The organism is Thiohalocapsa halophila, from assembly GCF_016583825.1.
Taxonomy (GTDB): domain Bacteria; phylum Pseudomonadota; class Gammaproteobacteria; order Chromatiales; family Chromatiaceae; genus Thiohalocapsa; species Thiohalocapsa halophila.
In genome coordinates, this window is record NZ_NRRV01000059.1 from 12,527 (window position 1) to 35,821 (window position 23,295).

Genomic DNA, 23,295 nt, shown 5'->3' on the forward strand with positions numbered 1-23,295 from the left:
GAAGCCGTCTCGTCAGTGCTCGCTGGCGGCGAGTCCGTCGAGCCGCTCCGTCGGCATGACGGTGCGAAAGTGCACCAGGGTCGTGACACCATCGCTGTCATCGATGCGCAGGCCCATCACGGCGCCGTCGGGGTCCTTCTCGATCTTAAGCGATTTGGGGCGCTCCACACGCTGCACCGTGCGCCTGCGCTGGTCGCCGACGCGAATGTCGATGTTCGGCAAGGGGTCGGCGGCGACGGCGGCGACCTCGGCAAGCGGCAGATCGGCGGCGATCTCCTTGGCGCTGGTCCTGTCACCGTCCGCCACGGCGGTGGTGGGCAGTGTCAGCACCTGCACGAGCCAGCCGTGATGGGTGCGGGAGAAGTCCGCACAGGCATCGGGCCAGGCGTTCGGCGGCACGGTCTCGGTACGCATCAGGGTGTCCGTACGAGTGTGGTCGGGGGAGTGAATCTCGGCATGTGCCATGGTCTCGGTCTCCTGCGGTTGGGCGTCGGGCCGGGTGTTGCGCGTTGCGGCGCCGGCGCGTCAGCGGGCCGCCAGCTCCGGCAATGCGTCGCTGGTGACGATCTCCACGGTCTCTGCCTCCAGCTCTGCCCGGGTGGCTTGGTCGTTGCCGGCGTCCACCGGCCAGGTGAGATCCCAGACCAGCAGGCTGCGCAGCCCCGCCGCCACCGCGTCCTCGGCGGTCCATTTGACGCAGACGTCGCGCGCCAGCCCGCAGCAGACGACGCTGTCGATGCCCCGTTCGTGCAGGTAGCCGGCGAGCCCGGTGGGCGCGCGGCGCCCGTCCGGGCCCCAATTATTGCGGAAGCCGCTGTAGGAGTCCGCCTGCGGGTCCATGCCCTTGCGCACGACCGCGGCGAGCCGATGCAGCGGCAGGTCCGGGTGCAGCTCGGCGGCTTTGGTGCCCTGCACACAGTGATCCGGCCAGAGGGTCTGGTCGTCACCGTTGACCTCGATGCGCTCGAAGATGTCCCGCCCCGGATGAGTGCTGGCGAAGGACACATGGCCCGCCGGGTGCCAGTCCTGGGTGGCGACCTGCACCGGAAAGAGTCCGGCGTCCATCAGATCGCGCACCGGGCCCACCAGGCGCTCGTTGTGGCCCGCGGCGCCCTGCACCGGCAGCGCGCCGCCGGGCATGAAGTCGGGCTGCATGTCGATGACTAGCAGCGCGGTGCGCTCGGCGTCGAATTGCGTCATGGCTGCCTCTTGTCGTGGCCTTAGTGCTCTGCGACGCGCATTGCAAGCAAGACGCCAATCAACCAGACAGGCGGGCGCGGCCGGAAAGGGCCGATACAGGCAGGGGTAGGCCGGGGTAGGCCGGGGTAGGCCGCCGAGCGCTCGCCGGCCATGCGCATTTGCACCGCCCATGGGTGCAAATGGTCCCGCGTCGACGTGCTCGGCATGCGGCCCCGCTGCGCTGCGCTCAGCGCACCGAGCGATAGGTGCCGCCGCGCTCCGGGCGGCTCAGCACCAGCTGCCAAAGCTGGCCGCGGCGGGAGCGGAAGAACCCGGCAGAGGCCATCAGGTAGTAGTGCCACATGCGCAGGAAGCGCTCGCTATAGCCCGCCGCTTCGAGGGCGTCGCGCTCGCGCGCGACGTTGTCCCACCAGGCCATCACGGTGCGATCATAGTCCCGCCCGAAGGCGTGCCAGTCCTCCATGACCAGGTAAGGCCGCGAGGCGGCGGCGATGACCTCGGCGCTCGGCAGCTGGCCGTTGGGGAAGATGTACTTGTCGAGCCAGGGATCGTTGACGCCGCGCCGGCTGCGGGTGCCGATGGTCTGCAGCAGACAGAGCCCGTCCGGCTTGAGCCAGTCGCGGATGCGCGCGAAGAACTCGGCGTGGTTCTTCTCGCCGACGTGCTCGAACATGCCCACCGAGACCACTCGGTCGAAGCGCTCGTCTAGGTCGCGGTAGTCCTGCATGCGGATGTCCACTGGCAGCCCCGCGCAACGCTCCCGGGCCGCCTCGGCCTGCTCGCGGGAGACCGTGATGCCCAGCACCTCCACGCCGCGGCTGCGCGCGGCATGCTCGGCGAAGCCGCCCCAGCCGCAGCCGACGTCCAGGACGCGCTGGCCGGGCGCCAGGCCGAGCTTGTCGCAGATGAGGTCGAGCTTCGCCCGCTGGGCGCTGTCGAGGTCCTCGGCGTCCGCCCAATAGCCGCAGCTGTAGCTCATGGTCGGGTCCAGCATCCGGCGGTAGAGCTCATTGCCCGCGTCGTAGTGCTGCTCGCCGACTTCGAAGGCGCGGCGTCCGGCCTGACGATTCACCAGCCGGGTGCGCAGCGTCGCGGCCAGCAGGCGCAGCTGCAAGGGCCAGGCGGCGACGCCCGCCAGTCCCTCATCGCCGCGCGAGCGCAGCAGCCGTGTCAGGGTCTCGTCCAGCTGTTGCGTGTCCCACAGGCCGTCCATGTAGCTCTCGCCGAGGCCCAGGGAGCCGGCGCGCAGCACGCGGTCGTAGAAGCCGGCGTCGTGAACCTGGATGTCCCAGGGCCGCTCGCCGTTGAAACGCACGCTGGCCTGTGCCGCCAAGTCCCGCAGTACGCTCGGCGGGTCGGTGTCGGCGGCGGGGGCCGGTGCCGCCTCGAGGGACGCGGCGCCCTGGTAGTTGCTGGACATGAAACGGGAAGGGGCTTGCATGGCGTCATGTCTCCGTGGTTGTGACGATCACGTTTCATCACTCCCAGCAAATCACTTGCCAGCGCTGTGCGCCCTCCAGTACGGCGAGTAGGGGAATCCGGTGGGGTCGATGTGTGTTTTGCCCCGCGGGCGGTTGACAAGCACCGCTCTACTATGTGGCTGGCGTCGATCAGCCGACGTTGATACGCCGGCAGCACTATGGTGACGACTGCGAGCCCTTGGTGGTGTTCGTCTGCGCCGCCGGCCCGCCCGGGCGGGCACCGCTTTTGCTGCATGCGCCGTTACGACAAGTCGGTTTTGGCTTGAGCACCCCACCGGTCCCACCCGTCAGCCCAGCGAGGAGAGAGTCCCATGCAGAGTCGAAATCCAACGCCCGCCGCCAGCTGCGACTCGGCACCGGCCACGCTCGACGACGACGACGGCGGCGATACGGCGGCCAAGGTCGGCTCGGATGGGCGGGTGGTTTCGCTGCACGAGCACCGTGCCCGCAGCTTGCAGGCCGCCATCACCGGGGTGCGCAAACGCCTCCACCGGCTGCGTCAGCTGCGCGTTCGCGCGGAGCTGTCGGCGGGCCGACTGGAGCGCGAGCTGATGGAGCTGGAGCGCGAGCTGCGCACCTGCCGCCGGAACGTCGACGATTGCTGCGAGTCGGGTGCGGGCCCCTCGCCACGGGGCTAGCTTGGCAAATGGGCCGAGCGCGGTCGACTCCATCGCCGATAACAGGGGGACGCTAGACTGAATCGATGCAGTTCGGACGCCAAAGGGACTGACTGTAGCGGAGATAAGCCGCCTGTCACCGCATTCGACATGCTCAGCGCATCCGAGATAAAATCACTGTCCCCGCATTCTGTTGCCAGCCCTCCCGGGCGTGCTCAGTAGCCGGCGTCGGTCATGATGGCCTGTTGCTCGGCACTCATGGCGGCGCGCTGCTCGGCGGTGACGGCGGCCTTCCAGGCGTCGGTGGTGTTCTGCAGCTCGATACCGATGAGCGGGAGCTTGGCCGGCGGGATGAGCCGCACCTGCTGCGGCGGCAGCGCGGTGAAGAGGCTCCACTGCTCGAAGGCGGCGATTTGCTCGGGTGTCAGCGCGAGCTGTTGCTCGCGGCTGAGGCGCCCGACCCAGTAGCGGCTGTCCGGGGCATCGAGGGCGGCGACCTGCTCCAGTGTGAGGGCGGCGAGGTGCGCAGCGGAGGCGTCCAGCGCCGCCGGGCCGAAGGCGCTGATCTGCGCGGGTGAGACCAGAGGCACATCGGTCACCGGCAGATCGCCCAGGCGGTAGATGGTCGTCGAGCCGCCGTCGCCTGGCGTCCAGGCATAGAGATTGGTCGCGGGCGGCGGTAGCGACGCGCCGTCTCGGACCAGCCCGAAGGCCACTGCCACAGCGGCCCATTCGCGCACTGTGGTCTCATTCATCGCGATCAGCTGATGATCGTCGATCCAACGCCGGTACACCGGATAGGCGCTCGCGTAGTCGGGCTCGCCGTCGGCGTTCGGCTCGGGCTGCTCCGGTGGCCAATAGGCGGCGTTGACGGCGTCGAAGGGCTCGCGGCTGGCGTTGAGGTGCCAGGTGGGGCCGCCGACGGCGAGGCCGGGCAGGGGTGCGGCATTGAAGTCGTTCAGCGAGATGCGGTCCAGCGGATCCTGCACTGGGTCGGCGCCGATGCCCGTCAGGTACACCTGCGACTGCGGGTTCGCGCCGAGCATGATGTCGAGGGCCTGCAGGGCCCTGTCCAGGTAGAGCGACTCGCCCGAGAGATGATGCCCCTGCAGCAGTGCCAGGGCGTCGATGGGAGAAATGGAGAAGTTACCCCAGCCGGTGAAGACGATGGCCGGGTGCTTCGGCGAGCGGTAGGCGTCCTGCGCGGCGCGCTCGAGCTTGATGTCGGCGGCAATCATGACCGCGCGGCGGGCGGATTCCACCAGCAGGATGTCGCGCCCGGCGTGCTCGCTCTGGGTCATGGCCCAATGCGCGAAGGTGCGGTAGGGCGCGGAGCTCAGGTCTACCGAGACCGTCTCCTGCAGGTCCCGGTAGGCGTTCTTATAGCAGGGGATGCCGGTGCTGCGGTACAGCTCTGCGGCGGCCCAGAGCAGGTCGGGCTTGGCACTGCGCTCGGCATAGGTGCCGCCGCCGGGGTACTCGTCCGGGTTCTGGTAGAGCTCGCCCTCCGGCGGGTAGACAGGCGCGGTGTTGGCATATTCCCAGGCACGCTCGGCGGCGGCCAGCGCGGCATTGGCGTCGGCTTGGTCGTAAGGCGCCATGAGCCGGGCATAGACGGCGGCCATGGCCGCGAACTGGGCCGTGGCGCGGGTGGTCTTCTCGTAGAGGAATCTGGGCTCGCTCACGTCCGCCGGCATGCCGAGGTCCCAGTGTCCGCTGGAGACGCGCCAGTAGACACCGCCGTCGGTGTCCTGCATCTGCCTGGCCCAATCCATGCCCCAGCGGAGCTCGTCGAGGATATCCGGGATGCCGTTGCCGCTCTCGGGGAGGCCGAGCTCGCCGTCGCTGAAGTGCCCGGCGGGCGCCAGGTCCATGGCCAATCCGACGAGCCCCCACACCGGCGCGGCGTTGTGCACGTATTGTCCATAGTCGCCCGCGTCGAACCAGCCGCCGCTGATGGGGCGGCGGGCGAAGGGCTCTTCGCCGACGCTCAGCGGATACTCCGCCAGGATGGGGTGGTAGACGGCGTCCAGCAGGGGATCGATGCCCGCGCGCTCGAAGCCAGGCTGCGCGTACGGGGCCGTGAGCGCCGTGTTGCGCTTGTGATAGAAGACACGCATGGTGGTGCGCCAGACATCGGCATAGACATCCTCCGCGACGCAGAAGGGATGCGAGATGCCGATGGCCGGCACCCGCAGCCGATAGCGACCCGGGGCCGTGAGGGCGCTGAAGTCCGCGGTGTAGACGTTCTCTCCGCTTTTCACGTCGGCGGCGGCGCGGGGCAGCAAGCTGCCCGAGAGCACGACGGCGCCGGTCTCGGCATCCACCACTTCGAAAGTGCTGTCGGCCACCGGCATCGGGCCCAGGTCGCCGAGCCAGTTACCGACGAAGCCGAGCTTCGTCGCCTGCGGCAGATAGCCTACCTGGTTGACCTTGATGCTGCTGCTGACGGCATCTGCATCGAACCTCACGGTCAGCAGCGGCTCGGCGAGACCGACGCCGGAGCCGGCGCTGAGAGCGCTCAGATCCAGCTGGTACTCGTGGCCCGCGCGCAGGGGCTGCGGCAGCAGCAAGTGCACGCGGGATTCGACGACGGCGGTGCGGCCGGAGTCGGTGACGTCGACGGCCGCCCGGTCTACGCCCGCCGCCTGCACGCTCACGGCGTCGGCGAAGGCCGGATCCGTCGGGCTGCTCAGGGTAATGGCTGGCGCCTCGACGCTCGCGAGGTCGAGGTTCTCCAGGCGGATGCTCACCACTCGGTTGGAAGGCGTCGACCAGCCGTGCAGCTCGGGCGCGCTCCTGTCGACGAGACCGATGTCGTCTACGTAGAAGGGGGCTGGCTCGTCCTGCGGCAGGAAGACGATCAGAAAGACGCTGTCGAGCGCGAACGCATCGCTGGCCAACGAGGGCATGGGGATGACGGCCTCCCGCCAGCTGTCGTCGATGACGCCGCCGTCCACGTGCTCCGCCACGCGCACCGCGCTGCCCCAGCTCTGGTCGGCCAGGGCCAGCTCCGGGTCCACGCTGCCAGACTCGGCGCGGATGCGGAAGCGGATGGCGCTGTAGGGACGGAAGTCCATGCGCCCGTCGGCGAGGCGCAGGAACTGGTTGTGCCAGTGGGTGGGCTCCGCCCGCAGGCCTTGGGGGCCGGCATAGGCTGCGGCGGCGGTCTCGGTCATGCGCTCGAGCTGGCTGAAGGACGCCGTGGCGTCGTCGCTGTAGAGGTCGACCGCGGCCGCCTGACCCGCCGCGAGCAGGCAACAACCGATCAGGAGCCGGTGCAGACGGCCCGTGCGCCCAAGGCGGCCGGGGTGGACGTAGCTTCTCTCTGCACCGCCGGCCGCGGGCGGCTGTTCGGCGTTGATTTGGTTGTCTGCGCGTGCGTCCCGGAACATGGTGGACTCTCCATACCCGTGTTGGCCCCTTGCTCAAGCGGGGCAGTTCTTGATCCTATCCCCCAGACTAATGCAAGCACGGCTTGCCGTCGTGACGCGATCCGCAAGGCAGAAGCCCCCGCTGAAGCCGTGCGTCTTGGCCGATTCGTAAGGGTTTCTCTCGTCCTCACGCCAGTCAACACGGAGCCCATGGACGCCCAACTCGCCCTGCTACTCGCGGCGGTGCTGGTGGATGCACTGCTCGGGGACCCGGACTATCCGCTGCATCCCATTCGTCTCCTGGGGCATGCCAGTATCGCGCTGGAGCGCCGCCTCTTCGACCGCGGCTGGAAGGGCCGGATCGCTGGAGCAATGCACGGGCTCGTGGTAACAGCGGGCGCTCTTGCCGCCTGGTGGTCGGTGCATCTGGTGCTTGCGGCGCTGCATCCGGCTCTCGCCTGGCTCTGGGACCTCTATATCGCCTACAGCTTGCTCTGCGCCCGCGACCTGCTGGCCCACGGGCGGCGCGTTCTGGCGGTGCTGGACGATCTGCCGGCGGCCCGCGCACAGCTGGGTTGGCTGGTGAGCCGAGATACGCAGGCGCTGGACCGCGGCGGGGTGGTGCGGGCCACCATCGAGAGTCTCGCCGAGAACCTCACGGACGGTGTGCTGACGCCGCTCTGGGCGCTGGCCCTGTTCGGGCTGCCCGGCATCATCGTCGCCAAGGCCGTTTCCAGCCTCGACTCCATGGTGGGCTACCGCACCGAGCGCTACCGGCGCTTCGGCTGGGCCGCCGCGCGCAGCGACGACCTGCTGCATTGGCTACCGGCGCGGCTGTCCGTGCCCCTGCTGGCGGCCGCCGCCGCGCTCCTGGGGCAGCATTGGCGGGACGTGCTACCGGCCGCCCGGCGTTACCACGCGGCGCTGCCGAGCCCGAATTCCGGCTGGAGCGAGGCCGCCGCGGCCGGCGCGCTCCGGGTACGGCTCGCGGGGCCCGTCAGCTACCACGGCGCCTGGCAGGACAAGCCCTGGATGGGCGCTGACGCCTGGCCCGTCGACCTCACCGGCGATGATCTGCGCCGGGCGCTGCGGCTGGTGGCGGTTGCAGCGGGGCTGGCCGCGTTGGTGGCGGTGGCGTTGTTCCTGGTAATGCGGGGGTGACGCCGCCTGGCGGCGCCAGGCCGGCATCGTCTCATGAGCAGCAGAGCGAGGGGCTGTCTCCGCGCTTGTTGGGGACCGCATTCATGCCAGTTAGATATACCGTCCCCGTTTCGGGACTATGGGCCGCCGGCTAGCCCCCGCACCAGCTTTACCAGGCTGAGCGGCGACGAGCCCTCGGCCTTGTTGTTGACGATGATGAAGACCTCTCGGCCGCGGGCCAGCGCGGCGGCGGCCAGCGACAGGATGGCGGCGCGGGTGTCCGGGTCCGGCTCGGCGAGCCGGTCGAAGGGGCTGTAGCGGTCCCGGGCCTCGTCGTAGCCGCGGTTGCGGCGCAGCAGCCAGCGGATCACCAGCGGGCCTGTCGCGTCGTCCGGGAACAGCTGCCCCTGCGCCGGCAGCTCGGGCACGCGCGGATGGGCTGCGAAGGACGGCACCGCGCCGCCGTGGTGCAGCGCGGCGGCGAAGTCCGGCGTCAGCAGGTGGGCATCGCGCAGCTCGACGGCGTAGGTGGGGCCGGCGGGCAGGCGCTTGAGGAAGCGGTACAGGTCCTCGGCGAAGCGCCGCGGGTCCGTGCGGCTGCCCTGGGGCGAGAACTGGAACAGGAGCACGCCGGCACGCTCGCCGAGGCCCTCCAGGTAGGGTTCCACCGCCTCGCGCAGCGCGGTGTCGACGTCCAGGAACCCCGGGTTGTGCCGCCATCGGCCGTCGCCATCAGGCTGCCTGCGCTGGGTGACCGCCGCCGGGGCCTTGACCAGGAACCGAAAGTCCGCCGGCACCTGCGCCGCCCAGCGCGTCAGTCGGCCGGCGTCCAGCGGCGCATAGAAGCCGCTGTCCACGCCGACGGTGCCGAGCAGTGGGTGGCGGGCATAGGCGGTGAGGCCGTCGCGGGAGAGTACGGCCTTGGTTGCGGGCCGGGCATAGACGAGCCCGGCCCAGCCGGGGAAGGACCAGCTGGAGGTGCCGAGCCGCAGGCCCGCCGGTAGTCCTGTGGCGAGGGCCGCGATCTCGGCCGGCGGCTTGGCGGCGGCCACCGGCGGCGTGCGGGTTGCGCGTGCAGGGGCCCGGTTCGGCCGGGGGCTGCCGTCCGGATCGTCGTCGAAGAGGCTGAGCTGGCTCATGCCGACGCAAGTGGGGACGGCGTCAGCGCCGCGCCAGCAGCAGCAGCTGGCCGTCGCGTACCACGCGGAGGCTGTCGATGCCGCGCTGTACGGCCCGGCGCAGCGTCTGCAGGGACCCCACCTCGTAGCCGTTGGCGCCGAGCAGCAGGTCCCCCTCGCGCAGACCGGCGAGCCAGGCCGGGCTGCCGGGGCGCAGCGGGCCCACCTGCACCACGCGGCGGCGGCCCTGCCTGGACACCCGGATGCGCTCGCCGAGCAGCGCGCCCTCCAGCTGCGGGTGCAACTGCTCGCCGTGGACGAAGTCCGCGAAGGGATCCTCTACTTCGCCGTCGAGGGTCATGCGCCGGCCCTTGCGCAGCACCGTCAGCTCCAGCGGGCTGCCCGCGCGCAGCAGGCCGATGCGGGTGCGCAGCTCCGCGGCGTTGTTGACGGGGCGCCCGTCCACGGCGAGCACCAGGTCGCCGGGCCTGACACCGGCACGCTCGGCGGCGGAGTCCGGTTCGACACTGGCGATGACGGCACCGCGGGGCTCCTCGGTGCCCAGCGCCTCGGCCAGCTCCGGCGTCAGATCCTGGGCGGTGGCGCCGAAGAGCCCGCGGCGCATGGTGCCGTGCTCCAGGATCTGCTCGACGACGGCGCGTGTCATGTTGGTCGGGATCGCGAAGCCGATGCCGACGTTGCCGCCGCCGGGGGCCAGGATGGCCGTGTTGATGCCCACCAGCTCGCCGTTCAGGTTCACCAGCGGGCCGCCGGAGTTGCCGGGATTGATGGAGGCGTCGGTCTGGATGAAGCTCTCATAGCCCTCGATGCCGAGCCCGGTGCGGCCCAGCGCGCTGACGATGCCTGATGTCACCGTCTGCGCCAGGCCGAAGGGGCTGCCGATGGCCACCACGAAGTCCCCGACCTTCAGCGCATCCGAGTCCGCCAGCGGCACCGCCGTCAGGTCCTCGGCCTCCGCCCGCAGCACGGCGATGTCCGTCTCCGGGTCCGAGCCCAACAGCGTTGCCTCCACCCGGCGGCCGTCGTGCAGGGTCACCCGGACCTCATCGGCGCCCTGCACCACGTGGTGGTTGGTGGCGATGATGCCGCGCTCGGCGTCGACGACGACGCCGGAGCCGAGGCTTTGGCTCTCGCGCTCCCGGCGCTGGCCGGGGATGTCGAAGAAGCGCCGGAAGAAGGGGTCCTGTAGCAGCGGATGGTCGGCGATGGCGCTGCGGGTCACCGTGGAGATGTTCACCACCCCAGGCATCACCCGCTCCAGCATGGGGGCGAGGCTCGGGAGCTTCTGCCCGGCCACCGCCGTCGGCAGTGCCGCGTGCCCAACCGGCGCAAACACGGGCGCCAACAAGAGTGCAAACAGGGCGGCCAGCAACAGGCCGGCGGCGATCGGGGCAGCGGCGGTGTGCCCGGTCACGGGCTGGTGCTGATGCGGCGTGTCGGCTATTGCTCGTCTGATGCGGCGTCGGATCATCGTTATCGGGTCACTGTCGTCGAATGCTTCTGGCGCTGGGGTCGGACCCTCGGGGGCACACCGCAGTCGGCGTGCCCAGCGCTCCACGTCTAGTTATTCTGCCCTGTGGCATCAAGGTTTCTACCGTCACAACTCCGGGAGACCATGACTATACTCAACCCAGGGTTTTGCGCTGGATGACCGTCCGTAGAGGTTTTGCGGCGCCTTGTTCGTTGCGGGAGGTCCCATGAGCGGTGCTTCAGGTCTGGCTGCGGAACACGGCGGCGCACACGCGGATCCCGCGCGCATCGAGCGGGTGCTGCGCGGCTCGCTGGCGGCGCTGGGACGCGGCCCCGACACCGTTCTGCAGCACCTGATTGCCCAGCAGCAGGTCTTCTCGCACGTACCGGACGCCGCCATCGGCCGGCTGGTGGAGGAGCTCGGCGTCACCCGGGCGCAGATCCTCGCGGCCGTGGATTTCTACGCCTTCCTGCACCTGACGCCCCGCGGGCGCTTCGACATCCTGGTCAGCGACAACATCACCGACCGCATGCTCGGCAATGCGGCGCTCATGACGCAGCTGTGCGATGCCCTCGGCGTGCGTGCCGGTGAGCCCAGGGCCGACGGCCGGGTGAGCCTGGACTACACCTCCTGCACCGGCATGTGCGACCAAGGGCCCGCCGCGCTGGTGAACGGCCTGGCACTGACGCGCCTGGATGCGGCTCGCATTCGCGAGATCGCCGCTTTGGTAGAGGCGGACACCCCGCTCGCCCACTGGCCGAAGCGCTTCTTTGCCGTGTCCAACAACGTGCATCGCTCTGGCTTGCTGCTCGGCGACTTGGAAACGCGCGAGGCCGGACTCGCCGCGCTCTTTGCCCGGGGCGGCCCGGCGGTGCTCGCCGAGGTCGAGCGCGCGGGGCTGCGCGGGCGCGGTGGCGCCGGCTTCACGACGGCACTCAAATGGCGGTTCTGCCGCGAGGCCCCAAGTGAGAACGGGCACGCGGACAAGGTCATCGTCTGCAACGCCGACGAGGGCGAGCCCGGCACCTTCAAGGACCGGGTACTGCTGAGCGCCTATGCGGATCTGGTGTTCGAGGGCATGACCCTCGCCGCCGGCGTGGTTGGCGCCAAGACGGGCTTCCTGTACCTGCGCGGCGAGTATCGCTACCTGCTCGATCACCTGGAGGCCGTTCTCGCCCGCCGCCGTGCGCAGGGCCTGCTCGGCACCGGCATCGGCGCCGGCGAGGGGCCGGGCGGCGGCTTCGACTTCGACATCCATATCCATCTCGGCGCCGGCGCCTACATCTGCGGCGAAGAGTCCGCGCTTATCGAATCCCTGGAGGGCAAGCGTGGCATCACCCGCAAGCGCCCGCCCTTCCCGGTCACCGAAGGTTATCTCGATCGGCCCACGGTGGTGAACAACGTCGAGACTTTCCTCGGCGCCGCCCGGATCGCCGAGCACGGCGGCTATTGGTTCCGTAGCGAGGGCACGGACCGCTCCGCCGGCAGCAAGATCCTGAGCGTCAGCGGCGACTGTGCGCGCCCCGGCATCTACGAGGTGCCCTTCGGTACGCCGGTGGCCGATGTGCTGGCGGATTGCGGCGCCGAGGATACGCAATCGGTGCAGGTCTCGGGGGCCGCCGGCGTCACCCTGACACCTGACGAATTTCACCGCCTGCTCGCCTTCGAGGACCTGCCTACCGCTGGCTCCTTCATGGTCTTCGACCACAGCCGCGACCTGCTGGACATGGTGCGGAACTTCGCCGGCTTCTTTGCCCACGAGAGCTGTGGCTTCTGCACGCCCTGCCGCGTCGGCGGGCGTCTGGTGCTGGATCTGGTGGACAAGGTGGCGGCAGGTGCCGCCGGCAGGCACGACCTCGACGAGCTGCGCGACATCGCGCAGGTGATGCGCCGCGCCAGCCACTGCGGGCTCGGCCACACCGCGGCCAACCACGTGCTGAACACCCTGGACAAGTTCCCGCATATCTACCGGGACCGGCTGCGGATGTCCGATTACACGCCGTCCTTCGACCTGGATGCGGCGCTGGCCGAGGCGCGGGCGCTGGCCCACCGCGACGATGCCGAGGCCCACCTGGCCGCAGACGCATGACGGGCGCACCGGAGCACTGGCGATGAGCAACGACCAACAGCGATCCACCTTCACCCTGGACGGCCGCCGCATTCCCTTCACGCCGGGGCAGACCATCATGGACGCGGCGCTGGCGGCCGGAGTCTATATCCCGCATCTCTGCCACAAGCCGGGTTATGCGCCCCACGGCAGCTGCCGGGTCTGTGTGGTGCGCGCCGACGGCCGGGAGCTCTCGGCCTGCACCGCTCCGGCGGCGGCGGACATGAGCGTCGAGAGCGAGGTGGCCGACATCCGCGCGCTGCGCGTGGCCGTGCTGCAGATGCTCTTCGCCGAGGGCAACCACGTCTGCCCGGCCTGCGAGGCATCCGGCAACTGCACCCTGCAAGCGGTGGCCTACCACTGCGGCATGCTGACCCCCCGCTTCCCGCAGCGCTTCCCGCGGCGGGCGGTGGACGCCTCCCACCCGGACGTCATCCTGGATCACAACCGCTGCATCCTCTGCGAGCTCTGTGTGCGCGCGAGCCGGGACCACGACGGCAAGCGCGTCTTCGCCGTCAGCGGCCGGGGGATCACGAGCAAGCTCATCGTCGATGCCCCGAGCGGGCGCTTGGGCGACACGGATTTCAGCGCCGAGGACGCCGCCGCGCACGTCTGTCCCGTCGGCGCCATCCTGCCGCGGGACGAGGCCTTCCGGGTGCCCATCGGGCAGCGGCGGTTCGATCTGGCACCGGTGAGTCGGGTGGGGGATGTCGCCCTTGACCCGGACGCAGAAGTGCTCGCCGCGGATGCGGAAAGCGAGGTGCTGGCATGAACATGCGCGCCGAGCCCCCCGTGGGGCAAAAGGTCCGTGTCGCCACCGCATCCCTTGCCGGCTGCTTCGGCTGTCACATGTCCGTGCTCGACATGGACGAGCGGATTTTGGACCTGGTCGAGCGAGTGGACTTCGACCGCACGCCGCTGACGGACATCAAGACCCTCGGGCCCTGCGACCTGGGACTCATCGAGGGCGGTGTCGCCAATGCCGAGAACGTCGAGGTGCTGCGCGAATTTCGCCGCCAATGCAAGGTCCTGGTGGCGGTGGGCGCCTGCGCCGTCACCGGCGGTATCCCGGCCATGCGCAACAGTGTGCCGCTGGCGGAAGTGCTGGACGAGGCCTTTGTCCATGGCATGGGTCTGGTCAATCCGGGCATCCCTGATGACCCGGAGCTGCCGCTGCTGCTTTCGCAGGTGCACCCGATTCACGAGGTGGTGCGGGTGGACTATTTCCTGCCCGGGTGCCCGCCCAGTGCCGATGCCATCTGGAGCCTGCTCACCGCGGTACTGGAGGGGGGGGCGCTGCACCTGACCTGGGCGCAGCTGCGGTATGACTGATCCAAGGCCCGGCGCAGTCAAGGGCTCGCGCAACGCCCCAACAGACCCAGCGGGGTCGGCGCAGGACCTAGCCGTCGTCGCGGCGCGGCGCCGTTGCGTGAGCCTAAGGCGCTGGTGACAGACGGGCCCAATTCAGGAGCGCAAGCCGATGTCGATGCCACTTGAGACCGCAGACCACCCGGAGCGACTGCGCCGCGTCTGCATCGAGCCGCTGACGCGGGTGGAGGGCCACGGCAAGGTGACACTGCTGCTGGACGACGACGATCGCGTCCAGCAGGCGCGCCTGCACATCGTCGAGCTTCGCGGCTTCGAGCGCTTCATTCAGGGCCGGCCGTTCTGGGAGCTGCCGGTGACGGTGCAGCGCCTGTGCGGCATCTGCCCGGTGAGTCACCACTTGGCGGCGGCCAAGGCCTGCGACCGGCTGGCGGGCGCCGCCGAGCTCAGCCCGACGGCGGAGAAGGTGCGACGGCTCATGCACTTCGGCCAGGTGCTGCAGTCGCATGCGCTGCATTTCTTCCACCTGTCCTCGCCGGACCTGCTGTTCGGCCCCGACGACGACCCGGCGCATCGCAACATCGTCGGTGTCATCCGAGACGAGCCGGCGCTCGCCCGCCGCGGCGTGCTGCTGCGCCGCTACGGCCAAGAAGTCATCCGCGTCTGCGCCGGCAAGAGTATCCACGGCACCGGCGCCGTCCCCGGCGGCGTCAACAAGGCCCTGGACAACGCGGACCGCGAGCTGCTCGGCGCCGACATCGCCCAGGTCATCGACTGGGCCGAGGACGCGGTTGTGCTGATGCAGCGGTTGTTCGAGGCGGGCGGCGATGGGTATCGCCGCTTCGCCACCGTGCCCGCCAACAGCTTGAGCCTGGTGCGCCCGGACGGCGCGCTGGAGCTCTACGACGGCGGCCTGCGCGCCCACGACCGCGACGGCGAGCCCATTTTCGACCACGCCTGCGACCAAGACTACGGCGAGCTGCTGCAAGAGCAGGTAAAGCCCTGGAGCTACATGAAGTTCCCCTTCATCGCGGCACTCGGGCCGGAGGCCGGCTGGTATCGGGTCGGCCCCTTGGCGAGGGTCAACAACTGCGATTTCATCGACACACCGCGGGCCGAAGCGGCGCGGCGCGTCTTCGCGGCGGCCGGGGAGGGCAGGCCGGTGCAGTCGGTGCTCGCCACCCACTGGGCGCGGCTCATCGAGCTGCTGCACTGCGCCGAGGCCATCGCCCGGTTGCTGGACGACCCGGACATCACCGGCAGCGACCTGCTGCGTGAGGGCACGCCTGCTCGCAGCGGCATCGGTGTCATCGAGGCGCCCCGCGGCACCCTGTTCCACCACTACGAGATCGACGCCGACGGCCTGGTGACCCGCGCCAATCTCATCGTCTCCACCACCAACAACAACCAGGCGATGAATGCATCCATCCGCCGCGTTGCCCGCGACGAGCTGGACGGGCATACGCTGACCGAAGGGCTCCTGAACCGCATCGAGGTCGCCATCCGCGCCTATGATCCCTGTCTCTCCTGCGCCACCCATGCGCTGGGGCAGATGCCGTTGGCGGTGACCTTGGAGCGCGGCGACGGCGCCCTAGTGGACGTACTGCGCCGGGACCCGGACGGCGTCGTCCGTCGTGGTGCTGCGGATGCCGGGTCGCCCTCGGCCAAGCCGCCGGCGTGAGCCTGCTGGACCCGGAGCCCCGCCAGGCGCCTGGTAGTCAGCGGGCACCGCTGCTGGTCATCGGCGTCGGCAACCCGGATCGCGGCGACGACGCCATCGGCCCACTGCTGCTGGAGCGCTTGCGTGCCGACCTGCAAGCCGATGCCCGCACCGGCCGGGTGGAGCTGCTGGACGCCTACCAGCTCCAGCCCGAGCACGCGCTGGAGCTGCGCGGGCGCCGCCGGAGCATTATCGTCGATGCCGCCGCCAGCGGTCCGGCGCCCTTCAGCGTCGCGCAGGTCAGCCCGGACCCGGCGCTCGACATCACCACCCACAGCCTGAGTCCGCCGGCCCTGGCCGCCGTGTATCAGCGGCTCTTCGCAATGGCGCCGGCTCTCAACGTCCTTGCGGTACGGGGCGAGCGCTTCGGGCTAGGCGAGCCGCTGAGCATCGCCGGCGCCCGGAATTTGGCGGCGGCACTGGATTGGCTGCGGCTGTCGCTGCGGCTCCTGCGCCCGCAGGACCCGGCAGTCGGCCGGCAGGGCGGCCGCGCCGATGATCGAGCTCGCGGCCAAGGCTGACGCCGCGGCGCGCTAATGAGGCCGCCGCAGCGGGCCCCACGCGTCAAGCTGCCAGATCCCGTGCGTTCACGCCTGCGCGGACCCGACAGGACCAGCGCCGGGCACGGCATCCTCGGTTGCGCACGAGTCGGCCCTGGAGCAGGCACTGTCCGGCGCCAATGCTGCCCTTGGCGTTTTGATCGCCGTCACCTACCGCAAGAGTTGTGCGGACGACCGCGGCGGCGGCGCTTTGTTGCAGCCTGCGAAATTTAGGCCGAGGGACGCTGTCTCATATACACGAGCACACAAGGAGGCGATACCATAGCGGACTGTTGAGTGGAGTAAGAACAAGAGACGATCATGACCGAATCAGAGCTTGAGCTAACCCGTGAGATCGGCCGCCGGCTGCGTGCGGCCCGCCACGCCCGCGGACTCAGCCTCGCCGGGCTCGCGGCGCTGACCGACGGGCTCTACGGCAAGTCGCGGATCAGCAACTACGAGCAGGGTCTTCGCCGCCCCAGTGTCGAGGGGGCGCAGGCGCTCGCCGAGGCACTCGGTAATGTCAGCGCCGCGTACCTGCTGTGTCTGGAAGGCGGCGAGGCGACCGCCATGTCGGCGGAGGAAATGCGGCTCCTCGACGCCTTCCGCCGGGCCGACGCGGATTGGCAGCAGCGCGTGCTCGACTGCGCCCACGCCGTGCAGTTGGAGCCGCCGCCACGGCAGGGGCGCCGTAGCCGTAACACGGGTCGCAGCGCCCGAGCGACATGACCCAGGCCGGAGCCGTGCGCTGACCCGAGCCATCGGCCCCGTCTCCGGGCGGTACGGGTGGCACACGGCCTGAGCCTGACCCGCAAGGCAAGCGGCCAATCAATCGGCATCTCGCCAGCAGCAGGCGGCGCGTTACGGCGCTGCACTGTGGGCAAGAACACTCTGCGGGTCATTGATCTTGTTCTCTCGAAGAGTCAGGACACTACTGATCGAGATGACAGAGATGCCCTTACAAAGGTACACCAGGGGGGCTACACTTCACGTTACCGGCAAGTATGTTGCGGCTGCGACCGGATTCGGCGCCAGGACGTTGAGGCGATGAGAGAGTTTTATGGAGTCGGGGGCGAATCCGTGGTTCGCCAGGAGCGTAGGCGCTTTCGTCGGGCGGGCTTCGACGGCGTCGTCACTGTGGAGCCGGTGCCGCGAGCCAAAACGACGCGGTCCGTCCCGCTGCTTGCGTCGGATCTGAGCGAGGGCGGGCTCGGCGCTACCACCCGGGACTTCTTTCCGCGCGGTTCGCGATTGCTCCTGTCATTGGACCCGGCCGAGGGCGCCGAGCCGATTCGGCTCATGGGCGAGGTGGTTCGGGTCGCCCACGTCGCGTTTCAGGATCGCTGGCTGCTGGGCGTCAAGTTCGACGGCCCGACGCCGGCAGTACGGCAGCGTCTGCGTGCGCTGTTGGCGCGGCGGGCTCGGGCCTTGGACGAAGCCTGACGCGGAGCGTCTGGGCCGGCTTGAGGCCGTCGGGCGCCGCGGAAGCCGGTCGGCTATGTCCGCTTCAGCGGCCTCACGGGCGACACTCCGTAGCTTCGCACCGATGCGCTGAGGCACCGCGGCGCATCGGTTTTACATTCACGTGACATCGCCCAGTTCTTATGCCGTGCCCTGGCTGGGGAAGGCCTTGATCATCACTCCGGCCACGTGGTCCGCTCACTGCGTGGTCAGGCGATCCCTGCCTGACAGAAGCAAGGCTGGAAGCCGCGGCTGTGCAGGGCTCGCCCATGCATGGACGCGATCGTGATCAAGGCTCCGGGGTGCACGCTCATGCATGCTGGCGATGGTTCTCGTCGGATTCATCCTGAATCAGGCTCTCCAGCGGGATATGCAGCCCCTTCCAGAGTTTGCGGATCATGTCCAGGGTGAGCGGTCGCTTTCGGCTCAAGACCTCGGATACCCGTCCACTGTGGCCGATGTAAGGCTCCAAGTCCTTCCGCTGCAATCCGGCCTGCTCCATGCGGAACAGGATGGCCTCCACCGGATCGGGTGGAGCAATGGGATGATGCTTTGCCTCGTAGGCGTCGACCAGCGTCATCAATACATCCAGCTTGTCGCCCCGGGGACTGCCGACTTCGGCCCCCCATAGGGCCTCGATCTCCGCCATGGTCGCGTCATAGTCTTGCTCGGTCTTGATGGGTCGAATGTCCATGTTTCACCTGCTCTTCAGGTCGAGTTTGTCATACTCGGCATGGGTGCCGACGAACTTCACGAACATTGCTTGTCGTGCGTAGTCCACGTCTACGACCAAGCGGTACTTGTTCCCGGCGATATTGAATGCCACCAGAGAGTGGGAAACGATACTCGCAGTGCCGATCTGCGCTTTGATGTCGTGCGGCGTGAGCCACTTGGCCTTGATCGCCTCGGCGTGCCAGGCCTCCAGCGGCCCTTTGGCGTCACGAAAACGCGGCTGCTGGTAAAACTCCCGCAAGGTTCGTTTGGCGATCACTCTCATGAGTCGAGTGTATTCACCTCCCATGATGGGAGCAACGCCCTATCGCAGGCACTTGTCGCGGAAATCGTCCCTCGGGCACATACACCGTTTGGTTGCCAGCAACCGATGTCTACACGGGAACGTAGTGCTGGCCAGCGTAGCAGCAGCAGGCGAGGAAGTCGGATTCGGGTTGTTGTCCGGCACCAGCGGCGGCGGACAGCTGTGGGGGAAGATCGCAACCAAAAAGGCCCGCGCGAGGCGGGCCGTGAGGATGTTGTTTGGTGGAGGCGGCGGGAATCGAACCCGCGTCCGCGAGCCCTCCGCCGTCGGTCCTACATGCTTAGTCCGCTCTATTGTGTTTAACCTTCCACCGCCCGAGGGACAGGGCGACTGGTCGGCGATCCCGAATTGGGGGTTTTAGCGAATCAGGTCCGGGCTCCCGTCATCGCGATCCTGTGTGATATGACCCCACGAATCCGCCGCCCACAGGCAAGTGACGGTGTGAGGCCCGCTGGGTTAAGCAGCGAGAGCGTAGTTGTCGTCGTTGGCAACTATTGATTTGCGGATGGTTTTACGAGGTATCCCGCACCTCGGCATGCACCTCGGGTTTTGCGACCCGCGTCGAAGCCTAGTCGCCCCCATTCACAAGATAGGACAGTCTATCGCCCTACGCGTTCCGAGTCAAATGGGGTCGAACAGGGCGGTTGCCAAGGGCGCCGGCTGCATGTGCCCGGCAGCGTCGACGCTGCGACAATAATAACGGCGGCCGGGAGCGCCGGCCACGCTTGGGGGCCTGTGTCGCCGCGCTCGGTCAAGCTCAATGCTCAGTATACCGTCACCGTGATTTTTCAGCGTAATTTTTCGAATTCAGTATACCGTCCCCGCATCCTGTTGGGGGCAGCGGGGTGGGCTCGGTGGTCGGGCTCTGGGGTGCTGACCGCGGTTCGGTGGGTGGGCGCCGCCCGGCGGGGTTTTGGCGGGCGGGCGCGGGCCCATGTTGCGGGTATGATGACGGCGGCGGACTGCACCGGTTATGAGTGACTCCCTGGATTTCGGCTTTGCCGGCAAGCGCTTTTTGGTGACCGGGGGCAGCAGCGGCATCGGCCGGGCTGCGGTGGAGCTGCTGCATGGCGCCGGGGCAAGGGTGCTGGCCACCGGTACGTCCACCGAGCGTCTGGCGGCGCTGGAGGCGGACTGCCCGGGCGTCACCTCGCGCGTCAACGACGCCGGCGATCCGGCGGCGGCGGAGCAACTGGCGGCGGCGGTGCGCGAGGGCTTCGGCGGGCTCGACGGCGCTTTCCTCAATGCCGGCATGGCGCGCTTCGAGCCCCTGGCGAGCCTGACGGCGGAGGCCATCGACCGCCAGCTCGCCGTCAACCTGCGCGGGCCCATGCTGCAGGTGCGGGCGCTGGCGCCGCTGCTCGCCGACGGCGGGGCGGTGGTCGTCAACACCTCCGTTGCGCGCGACAGCGGGCTGCCGGGGGCGGCCGCCTATGGTGCCAGTAAGGGCGCGCTGCGCTCGCTGGTGCGGGTGCTGGCGGCGGAGCTGGCGCCCCGCGGCATTCGGGTGAACGCCGTGAGCCCCGGGCCCATCCAGACCGATTTCTTCTCCCGTTCGGGACTGCCGGACGAGGCCGCCGACGCCATCGCCCAATCCGTGCTGGCCAAGGTGCCCCTGGGTCGTTTCGGTGTGCCGGCGGAGGCGGCGCGGGTGGCGCTGTTCCTGCTCTCCGGGCTGGCGTCCTTCGTCACGGGCTCCGAGTACGTGGTCGACGGCGGCATGAGCGAGCTGTGAGCGCCATGGGCCGGCGCCGGCTCCCGCGTCGCTTGCCGGGTCGGGTGGGCGGCTGGCTGTCCGTCGCAGCCCTCGCCGCCGCGCTTGGCTCGATGCCGGCGGCGGCGGAGTCCCTGCTGACGCTGGACGTGAGCCACGCCGACGGCCGCTACCGCCTGCGCGCGGACATGGAGATCGCGGCGCCCGCGGCGGCAGTCCACGCGCAGCTCACGGACTACGCCAATCTCACCGCGCTGAACCCCGCCATCCGCGAGAGCCGTGTCGAGGCGGCACCGGCGCCCTATGACGCCCGTGTCACGACCCTGGTGCGCGCCTGCGTGCAGCAGCTCTTCTGCCGGGAGCTCACACGCGTGGAGGACGTACGCGAGGGCCCGGAGCGGCTGGTGGCCGTCATCGTGCCGGCGGCGAGCGACTTCAGCGCCGGGCGCACCGAGTGGCGGCTCTATCCCCGGTCGGACGGCGTGCGGGTGTCCTATCGCGCCGACCTGACCCCGGACTTCATGGTGCCGCCGGTGGTGGGCACGGCGCTGGTGAAGCAGGGGCTGGAGCGCGAGCTGCGCCGCCTGCTACGCAATCTGGAGCGACTCGCCCGCGCGCGCTCCTGAGCCTGCGCGGCCCACCGCGCCTTGGTCGCTGCCCGCGGCTGGCTTACACTCCGCTTGGCGCTGATCGGTGTCGTCGGCAGAGGGGAGTGGACCAAGTCGTCATGGAGCCCAATCGAGAGCAAGCAGTGCCGTCGCGGCGGGTGCGTGTCGCGCAATGGCTGCGCTGGCTGTTCAAAATCACCGTCTGGCACCCGCTGACGGCACTGCTGGACCGCGCCGGCTATACGCCGACCACGGTGCAGGTGCTCTGCATTGACCCCCGGACCGATCAGCTCCTGCTGCTGCGCACCCGCGAGTATCGCTGCGGCTACTCCCCGGTGCAGGGACTGCGCCGCGGTGCGCTGACCTTCGGCCTGGTGCCGGCGCGCGTGGACGTGCGCGAAGACGCCCGCCGCGAGCTGGCCGAAGAAGCCGTGCCCAAGCCGCCGCCGCTGGCCGACTTCCGCGTTGCCGAGCGCTACCGCGAGGGCCCTTTCCAGCAGTACGACTGCACCGTATTGGTGGTCTTCTGCGATCACACCGCCGTGACCCTGGGTCCGGAGACCGCCGAGGGCGCCCCCTGCTGGATGCCGCTGGCGGAGGCGGTGGAGCTGCTCGACAACCGGGCGCTGCGGGACATGTTCGCGGACTGGCGCGATGATCCCGCCTCCAGCCCGCAGGCACCCGGCGAGGCGCAGCGCCGGCGTTTTCTTCTGGGGCCCGAGTCCGAGGTGCCGACGCCGGCTACCGGCGGTTTGTCCCTGCGCCGGCCGGCCCGCATGCAGCCGCCCGCCGAGGCGGCCCTGCCGCGGCTGTGGCCCATGGCGCTGTCCATGCTCGCGGCGGCCCGTGCGCTCGGCCGGCGCGACGCCAGCGAGGTCTATCAGGCCAATCCGACCTTCGCGAGCGAGCTGTGGTCGTCCATGTCCACCGCCGCGCGCGATTGCTATCGCCCGGACCCGCGGTTGTGGCGGGACTGCCGGCTGCTGGACGCAGAGCGGCCGGACGCGCTGCTGGCGGGCTGGCGGGAGGCCCGGGTGGAGCGGCTCGCCGAGCGCGGCAGCGCCCGCGACGCCCGCTCCATCCCCGGCCGGGCGAGCCCCGAGGCGGCGCTGGCCCTACAAAGCCGCGCGCGCTGCGAGATGTCGCTGGATCTGATCTACGACACGGTGGAGGATCGGGTCGGCTGCTTCCTCACCCGCGGGGCCGTAGCCGGGGTGATTTCCGACGTGCTGCTGTTCGCGCACATGTCCGCGCGCTATGTGCCCATCCCGGTGTTCCACACCCATCCCATCTATCGCACCGCGCTCGGCTACAAGCAGCCGTCGGCGGCGGACTTCTGGGTCATGGGGGCGCTCTACTATCGCCTGGAAGGCGCCACCGTCGGGGATTGCGTCTTCCACCCGGACGGCACCTGGACCGAGTACGGCATCACCGGCCACGGCCGCTGCTGCTTCCGGCGCGCCGGCGACCCGCTGCTGCCGGCGGGAGGCGAGCCGCTCACCACCTTCATCGAGGTGGCGCTGCCGGAGCGTACGGCGCCGTCGGTGCCGGCAACGCCTTAGGCGACACCCATCGATTGGGCATCCTGTCCAAGCATGAGGGCCTGGGAAGGCAGCCGAGTGAAGGACAAGGGTATTGTGCTCAATGGCCTGCGGCTGACAAGCTTGAGTGGTTTCGCCCGCCGCTTCTGATGCTCCACCGACACTCCTGCCGCCCTTCGCAACCCGGTTATGTTCGCTTGGGGTCGCTCGCGACGGCCCCGCGACGGCCCCGCGACGACCTGGAACGGTTCGATGGTTCGGCAATCGGGGTCGGCGGCTTGGAGATCGGCGACCGACTGAACGTGCGCGGTGTTCGCGTTGGCGATCATCTCGTCGCCGTCAGTGCCGAGCGGTTTGCGATGTCGGTGCTGGAGTCCGGGTGGGAGCCGGTCGTGGTGGGGCGGCGGCCGCCGCCGGTATGAGCACGGACTCGGATATGGTTGACGGCGTGGCCCAGCGGGTCGCCTGCGCCATCCCCATAGGTGCGGTGAAGGAAGTACCGGACGCGGACACGGAAGTGGCGTGCGGCGACTGGCCGGTTACGACCCTTTGCAGAGGTAAGCAGCCTGCATAACGTCATGGCTTACCCGAGCTGGCCGCTGTTTGGCCAGCTTCGGAGTTTAGCCGCTTGATTTCCCAGCCGTTGCGGCGTAGAGCGGCGAGCACCCGCTTCGCTTTAGTACTTGGCCAGTGGCTAGGTTGTTCACTTTACCGTGTCTGACGCCCAATCCGTTCATGCAGTTTTCATGTCTGCCTTGAAGGCGCGCCGGCGTCGCGCCAGGATGGAAAGCCCGAGGTTGCTCTCGACCCACTGCTCGACA

At 69.4% G+C, this 23,295-nt stretch carries 21 protein-coding genes and 1 other RNA gene; 13 read left to right on the plus strand and 9 right to left on the minus strand.

Annotated elements, in window-relative coordinates:
• Positions 1-12: 12 nt before the first annotated feature.
• The 3 genes from CKO31_RS19505 to cfa all read right to left on the minus strand — a co-directional run bounded on the left by CKO31_RS19505 (position 13) and on the right by cfa (position 2,641).
• Positions 13-465, minus strand: a complete 453-nt coding sequence (locus CKO31_RS19505) for a DUF5335 family protein (RefSeq protein ID WP_200240652.1) — start codon at positions 463-465, stop codon at positions 13-15.
• Positions 466-525: 60 nt separating this feature from the next.
• Entirely contained in the window at positions 526-1,200 is a 675-nt protein-coding gene (locus tag CKO31_RS19510; RefSeq protein WP_200240653.1) for a nicotinamidase, read from the minus strand.
• A 226-nt stretch (positions 1,201-1,426) separates the two neighbouring features.
• Complete coding sequence (gene cfa, locus CKO31_RS19515) at positions 1,427-2,641, minus strand: cyclopropane fatty acyl phospholipid synthase (protein WP_242475522.1); 1,215 nt, start codon at positions 2,639-2,641, stop codon at positions 1,427-1,429.
• Positions 2,642-2,992: 351 nt separating this feature from the next.
• Here cfa and CKO31_RS19520 point away from each other — a divergent pair, with 351 nt between their 5' ends.
• Positions 2,993-3,319: a hypothetical protein gene (locus CKO31_RS19520; RefSeq protein ID WP_200240654.1), complete on the plus strand. Its 327-nt coding sequence runs from the start codon at positions 2,993-2,995 to the stop codon at positions 3,317-3,319.
• A 194-nt stretch (positions 3,320-3,513) separates the two neighbouring features.
• On the opposite strand, the gene CKO31_RS19525 is transcribed toward CKO31_RS19520, so the two are convergent.
• On the minus strand, positions 3,514-6,693 hold the full coding sequence (locus CKO31_RS19525) for a glycoside hydrolase family 9 protein (protein WP_200240656.1): 3,180 nt from the start codon (positions 6,691-6,693) through the stop codon (positions 3,514-3,516).
• Between the two features lie 189 nt (positions 6,694-6,882).
• Here CKO31_RS19525 and cbiB point away from each other — a divergent pair, with 189 nt between their 5' ends.
• Positions 6,883-7,833 carry an adenosylcobinamide-phosphate synthase CbiB gene (gene cbiB / locus CKO31_RS19530; protein WP_200240658.1) on the plus strand — a complete coding sequence of 317 codons (951 nt, stop codon included), beginning with the start codon at positions 6,883-6,885 and terminating at the stop codon, positions 7,831-7,833.
• Between the two features lie 116 nt (positions 7,834-7,949).
• On the opposite strand, the gene CKO31_RS19535 is transcribed toward cbiB, so the two are convergent.
• Positions 7,950-8,951, minus strand: coding sequence for a DUF72 domain-containing protein (locus tag CKO31_RS19535; protein ID WP_200240660.1), 1,002 nt, complete (start codon positions 8,949-8,951; stop codon positions 7,950-7,952).
• Between the two features lie 22 nt (positions 8,952-8,973).
• Positions 8,974-10,365 carry a DegQ family serine endoprotease gene (locus CKO31_RS19540; RefSeq protein WP_438874025.1) on the minus strand — a complete coding sequence of 464 codons (1,392 nt, stop codon included), beginning with the start codon at positions 10,363-10,365 and terminating at the stop codon, positions 8,974-8,976.
• 283 nt (positions 10,366-10,648) lie between these two features.
• On the opposite strand from CKO31_RS19540, the gene CKO31_RS19545 reads away from it, so the two are divergent.
• The 7 genes from CKO31_RS19545 (at position 10,649) to CKO31_RS19575 (ending at position 17,557) form a co-directional block, all read left to right on the plus strand.
• A complete protein-coding gene (locus CKO31_RS19545) occupies positions 10,649-12,511 on the plus strand; it encodes an NADH-ubiquinone oxidoreductase-F iron-sulfur binding region domain-containing protein (protein ID WP_200240663.1) in 1,863 nt (620 codons plus the stop codon).
• Positions 12,512-12,533: 22 nt separating this feature from the next.
• Complete coding sequence (locus CKO31_RS19550) at positions 12,534-13,301, plus strand: 2Fe-2S iron-sulfur cluster-binding protein (protein ID WP_200240665.1); 768 nt, start codon at positions 12,534-12,536, stop codon at positions 13,299-13,301.
• Positions 13,298-13,861: an NADH-quinone oxidoreductase subunit B family protein gene (locus tag CKO31_RS19555; protein ID WP_242475523.1), complete on the plus strand. Its 564-nt coding sequence runs from the start codon at positions 13,298-13,300 to the stop codon at positions 13,859-13,861. Before CKO31_RS19550 ends, CKO31_RS19555 begins: the two co-directional genes overlap by 4 nt.
• A gap of 148 nt (positions 13,862-14,009) precedes the next feature.
• Positions 14,010-15,536 carry a Ni/Fe hydrogenase subunit alpha gene (locus CKO31_RS19560; RefSeq protein ID WP_200240666.1) on the plus strand — a complete coding sequence of 509 codons (1,527 nt, stop codon included), beginning with the start codon at positions 14,010-14,012 and terminating at the stop codon, positions 15,534-15,536.
• On the plus strand, positions 15,533-16,096 hold the full coding sequence (locus CKO31_RS19565) for a hydrogenase maturation protease (RefSeq protein WP_200240667.1): 564 nt from the start codon (positions 15,533-15,535) through the stop codon (positions 16,094-16,096). The genes CKO31_RS19560 and CKO31_RS19565 overlap by 4 nt, the downstream gene beginning before the upstream one ends.
• A 339-nt stretch (positions 16,097-16,435) precedes the next feature.
• A complete protein-coding gene (locus tag CKO31_RS19570; RefSeq protein WP_200240668.1) occupies positions 16,436-16,843 on the plus strand; it encodes a helix-turn-helix domain-containing protein in 408 nt (135 codons plus the stop codon).
• A 318-nt stretch (positions 16,844-17,161) separates the two neighbouring features.
• On the plus strand, positions 17,162-17,557 hold the full coding sequence (locus CKO31_RS19575) for a PilZ domain-containing protein (protein ID WP_200240669.1): 396 nt from the start codon (positions 17,162-17,164) through the stop codon (positions 17,555-17,557).
• 328 nt (positions 17,558-17,885) lie between these two features.
• Here CKO31_RS19575 and CKO31_RS19580 read toward each other — a convergent pair whose 3' ends face one another.
• The 3 genes from CKO31_RS19580 to ssrA all read right to left on the minus strand — a co-directional run bounded on the left by CKO31_RS19580 (position 17,886) and on the right by ssrA (position 19,191).
• Positions 17,886-18,269 (minus strand): helix-turn-helix domain-containing protein, encoded by a 384-nt coding sequence (locus CKO31_RS19580; protein WP_200240670.1) that lies wholly within the window; start codon positions 18,267-18,269, stop codon positions 17,886-17,888.
• Positions 18,270-18,272: 3 nt separating this feature from the next.
• Positions 18,273-18,572 carry a type II toxin-antitoxin system HigB family toxin gene (locus CKO31_RS19585; protein WP_200240671.1) on the minus strand — a complete coding sequence of 100 codons (300 nt, stop codon included), beginning with the start codon at positions 18,570-18,572 and terminating at the stop codon, positions 18,273-18,275.
• A gap of 258 nt (positions 18,573-18,830) precedes the next feature.
• Positions 18,831-19,191, minus strand: a transfer-messenger RNA (tmRNA) gene (ssrA, locus tag CKO31_RS19590).
• Positions 19,192-19,584: 393 nt separating this feature from the next.
• Between ssrA and CKO31_RS19595 the strand changes: the two genes are divergently transcribed.
• From CKO31_RS19595 to CKO31_RS19610, 4 genes are all read left to right on the plus strand, one after another.
• Positions 19,585-20,346, plus strand: a complete 762-nt coding sequence (locus CKO31_RS19595; protein ID WP_200240672.1) for an SDR family oxidoreductase — start codon at positions 19,585-19,587, stop codon at positions 20,344-20,346.
• A gap of 5 nt (positions 20,347-20,351) precedes the next feature.
• On the plus strand, positions 20,352-20,951 hold the full coding sequence (locus CKO31_RS19600) for an SRPBCC family protein (RefSeq protein ID WP_242475528.1): 600 nt from the start codon (positions 20,352-20,354) through the stop codon (positions 20,949-20,951).
• Positions 20,952-21,052: 101 nt separating this feature from the next.
• The gene (locus tag CKO31_RS19605; RefSeq protein ID WP_200240676.1) at positions 21,053-22,495 is read left to right on the plus strand and encodes an NUDIX hydrolase; all 1,443 of its coding nucleotides are present in this window, start codon (positions 21,053-21,055) and stop codon (positions 22,493-22,495) included.
• Positions 22,496-22,752: 257 nt separating this feature from the next.
• Entirely contained in the window at positions 22,753-22,896 is a 144-nt protein-coding gene (locus CKO31_RS19610) for a hypothetical protein (RefSeq protein WP_200240677.1), read from the plus strand.
• Positions 22,897-23,295: the final 399 nt, after the last annotated feature.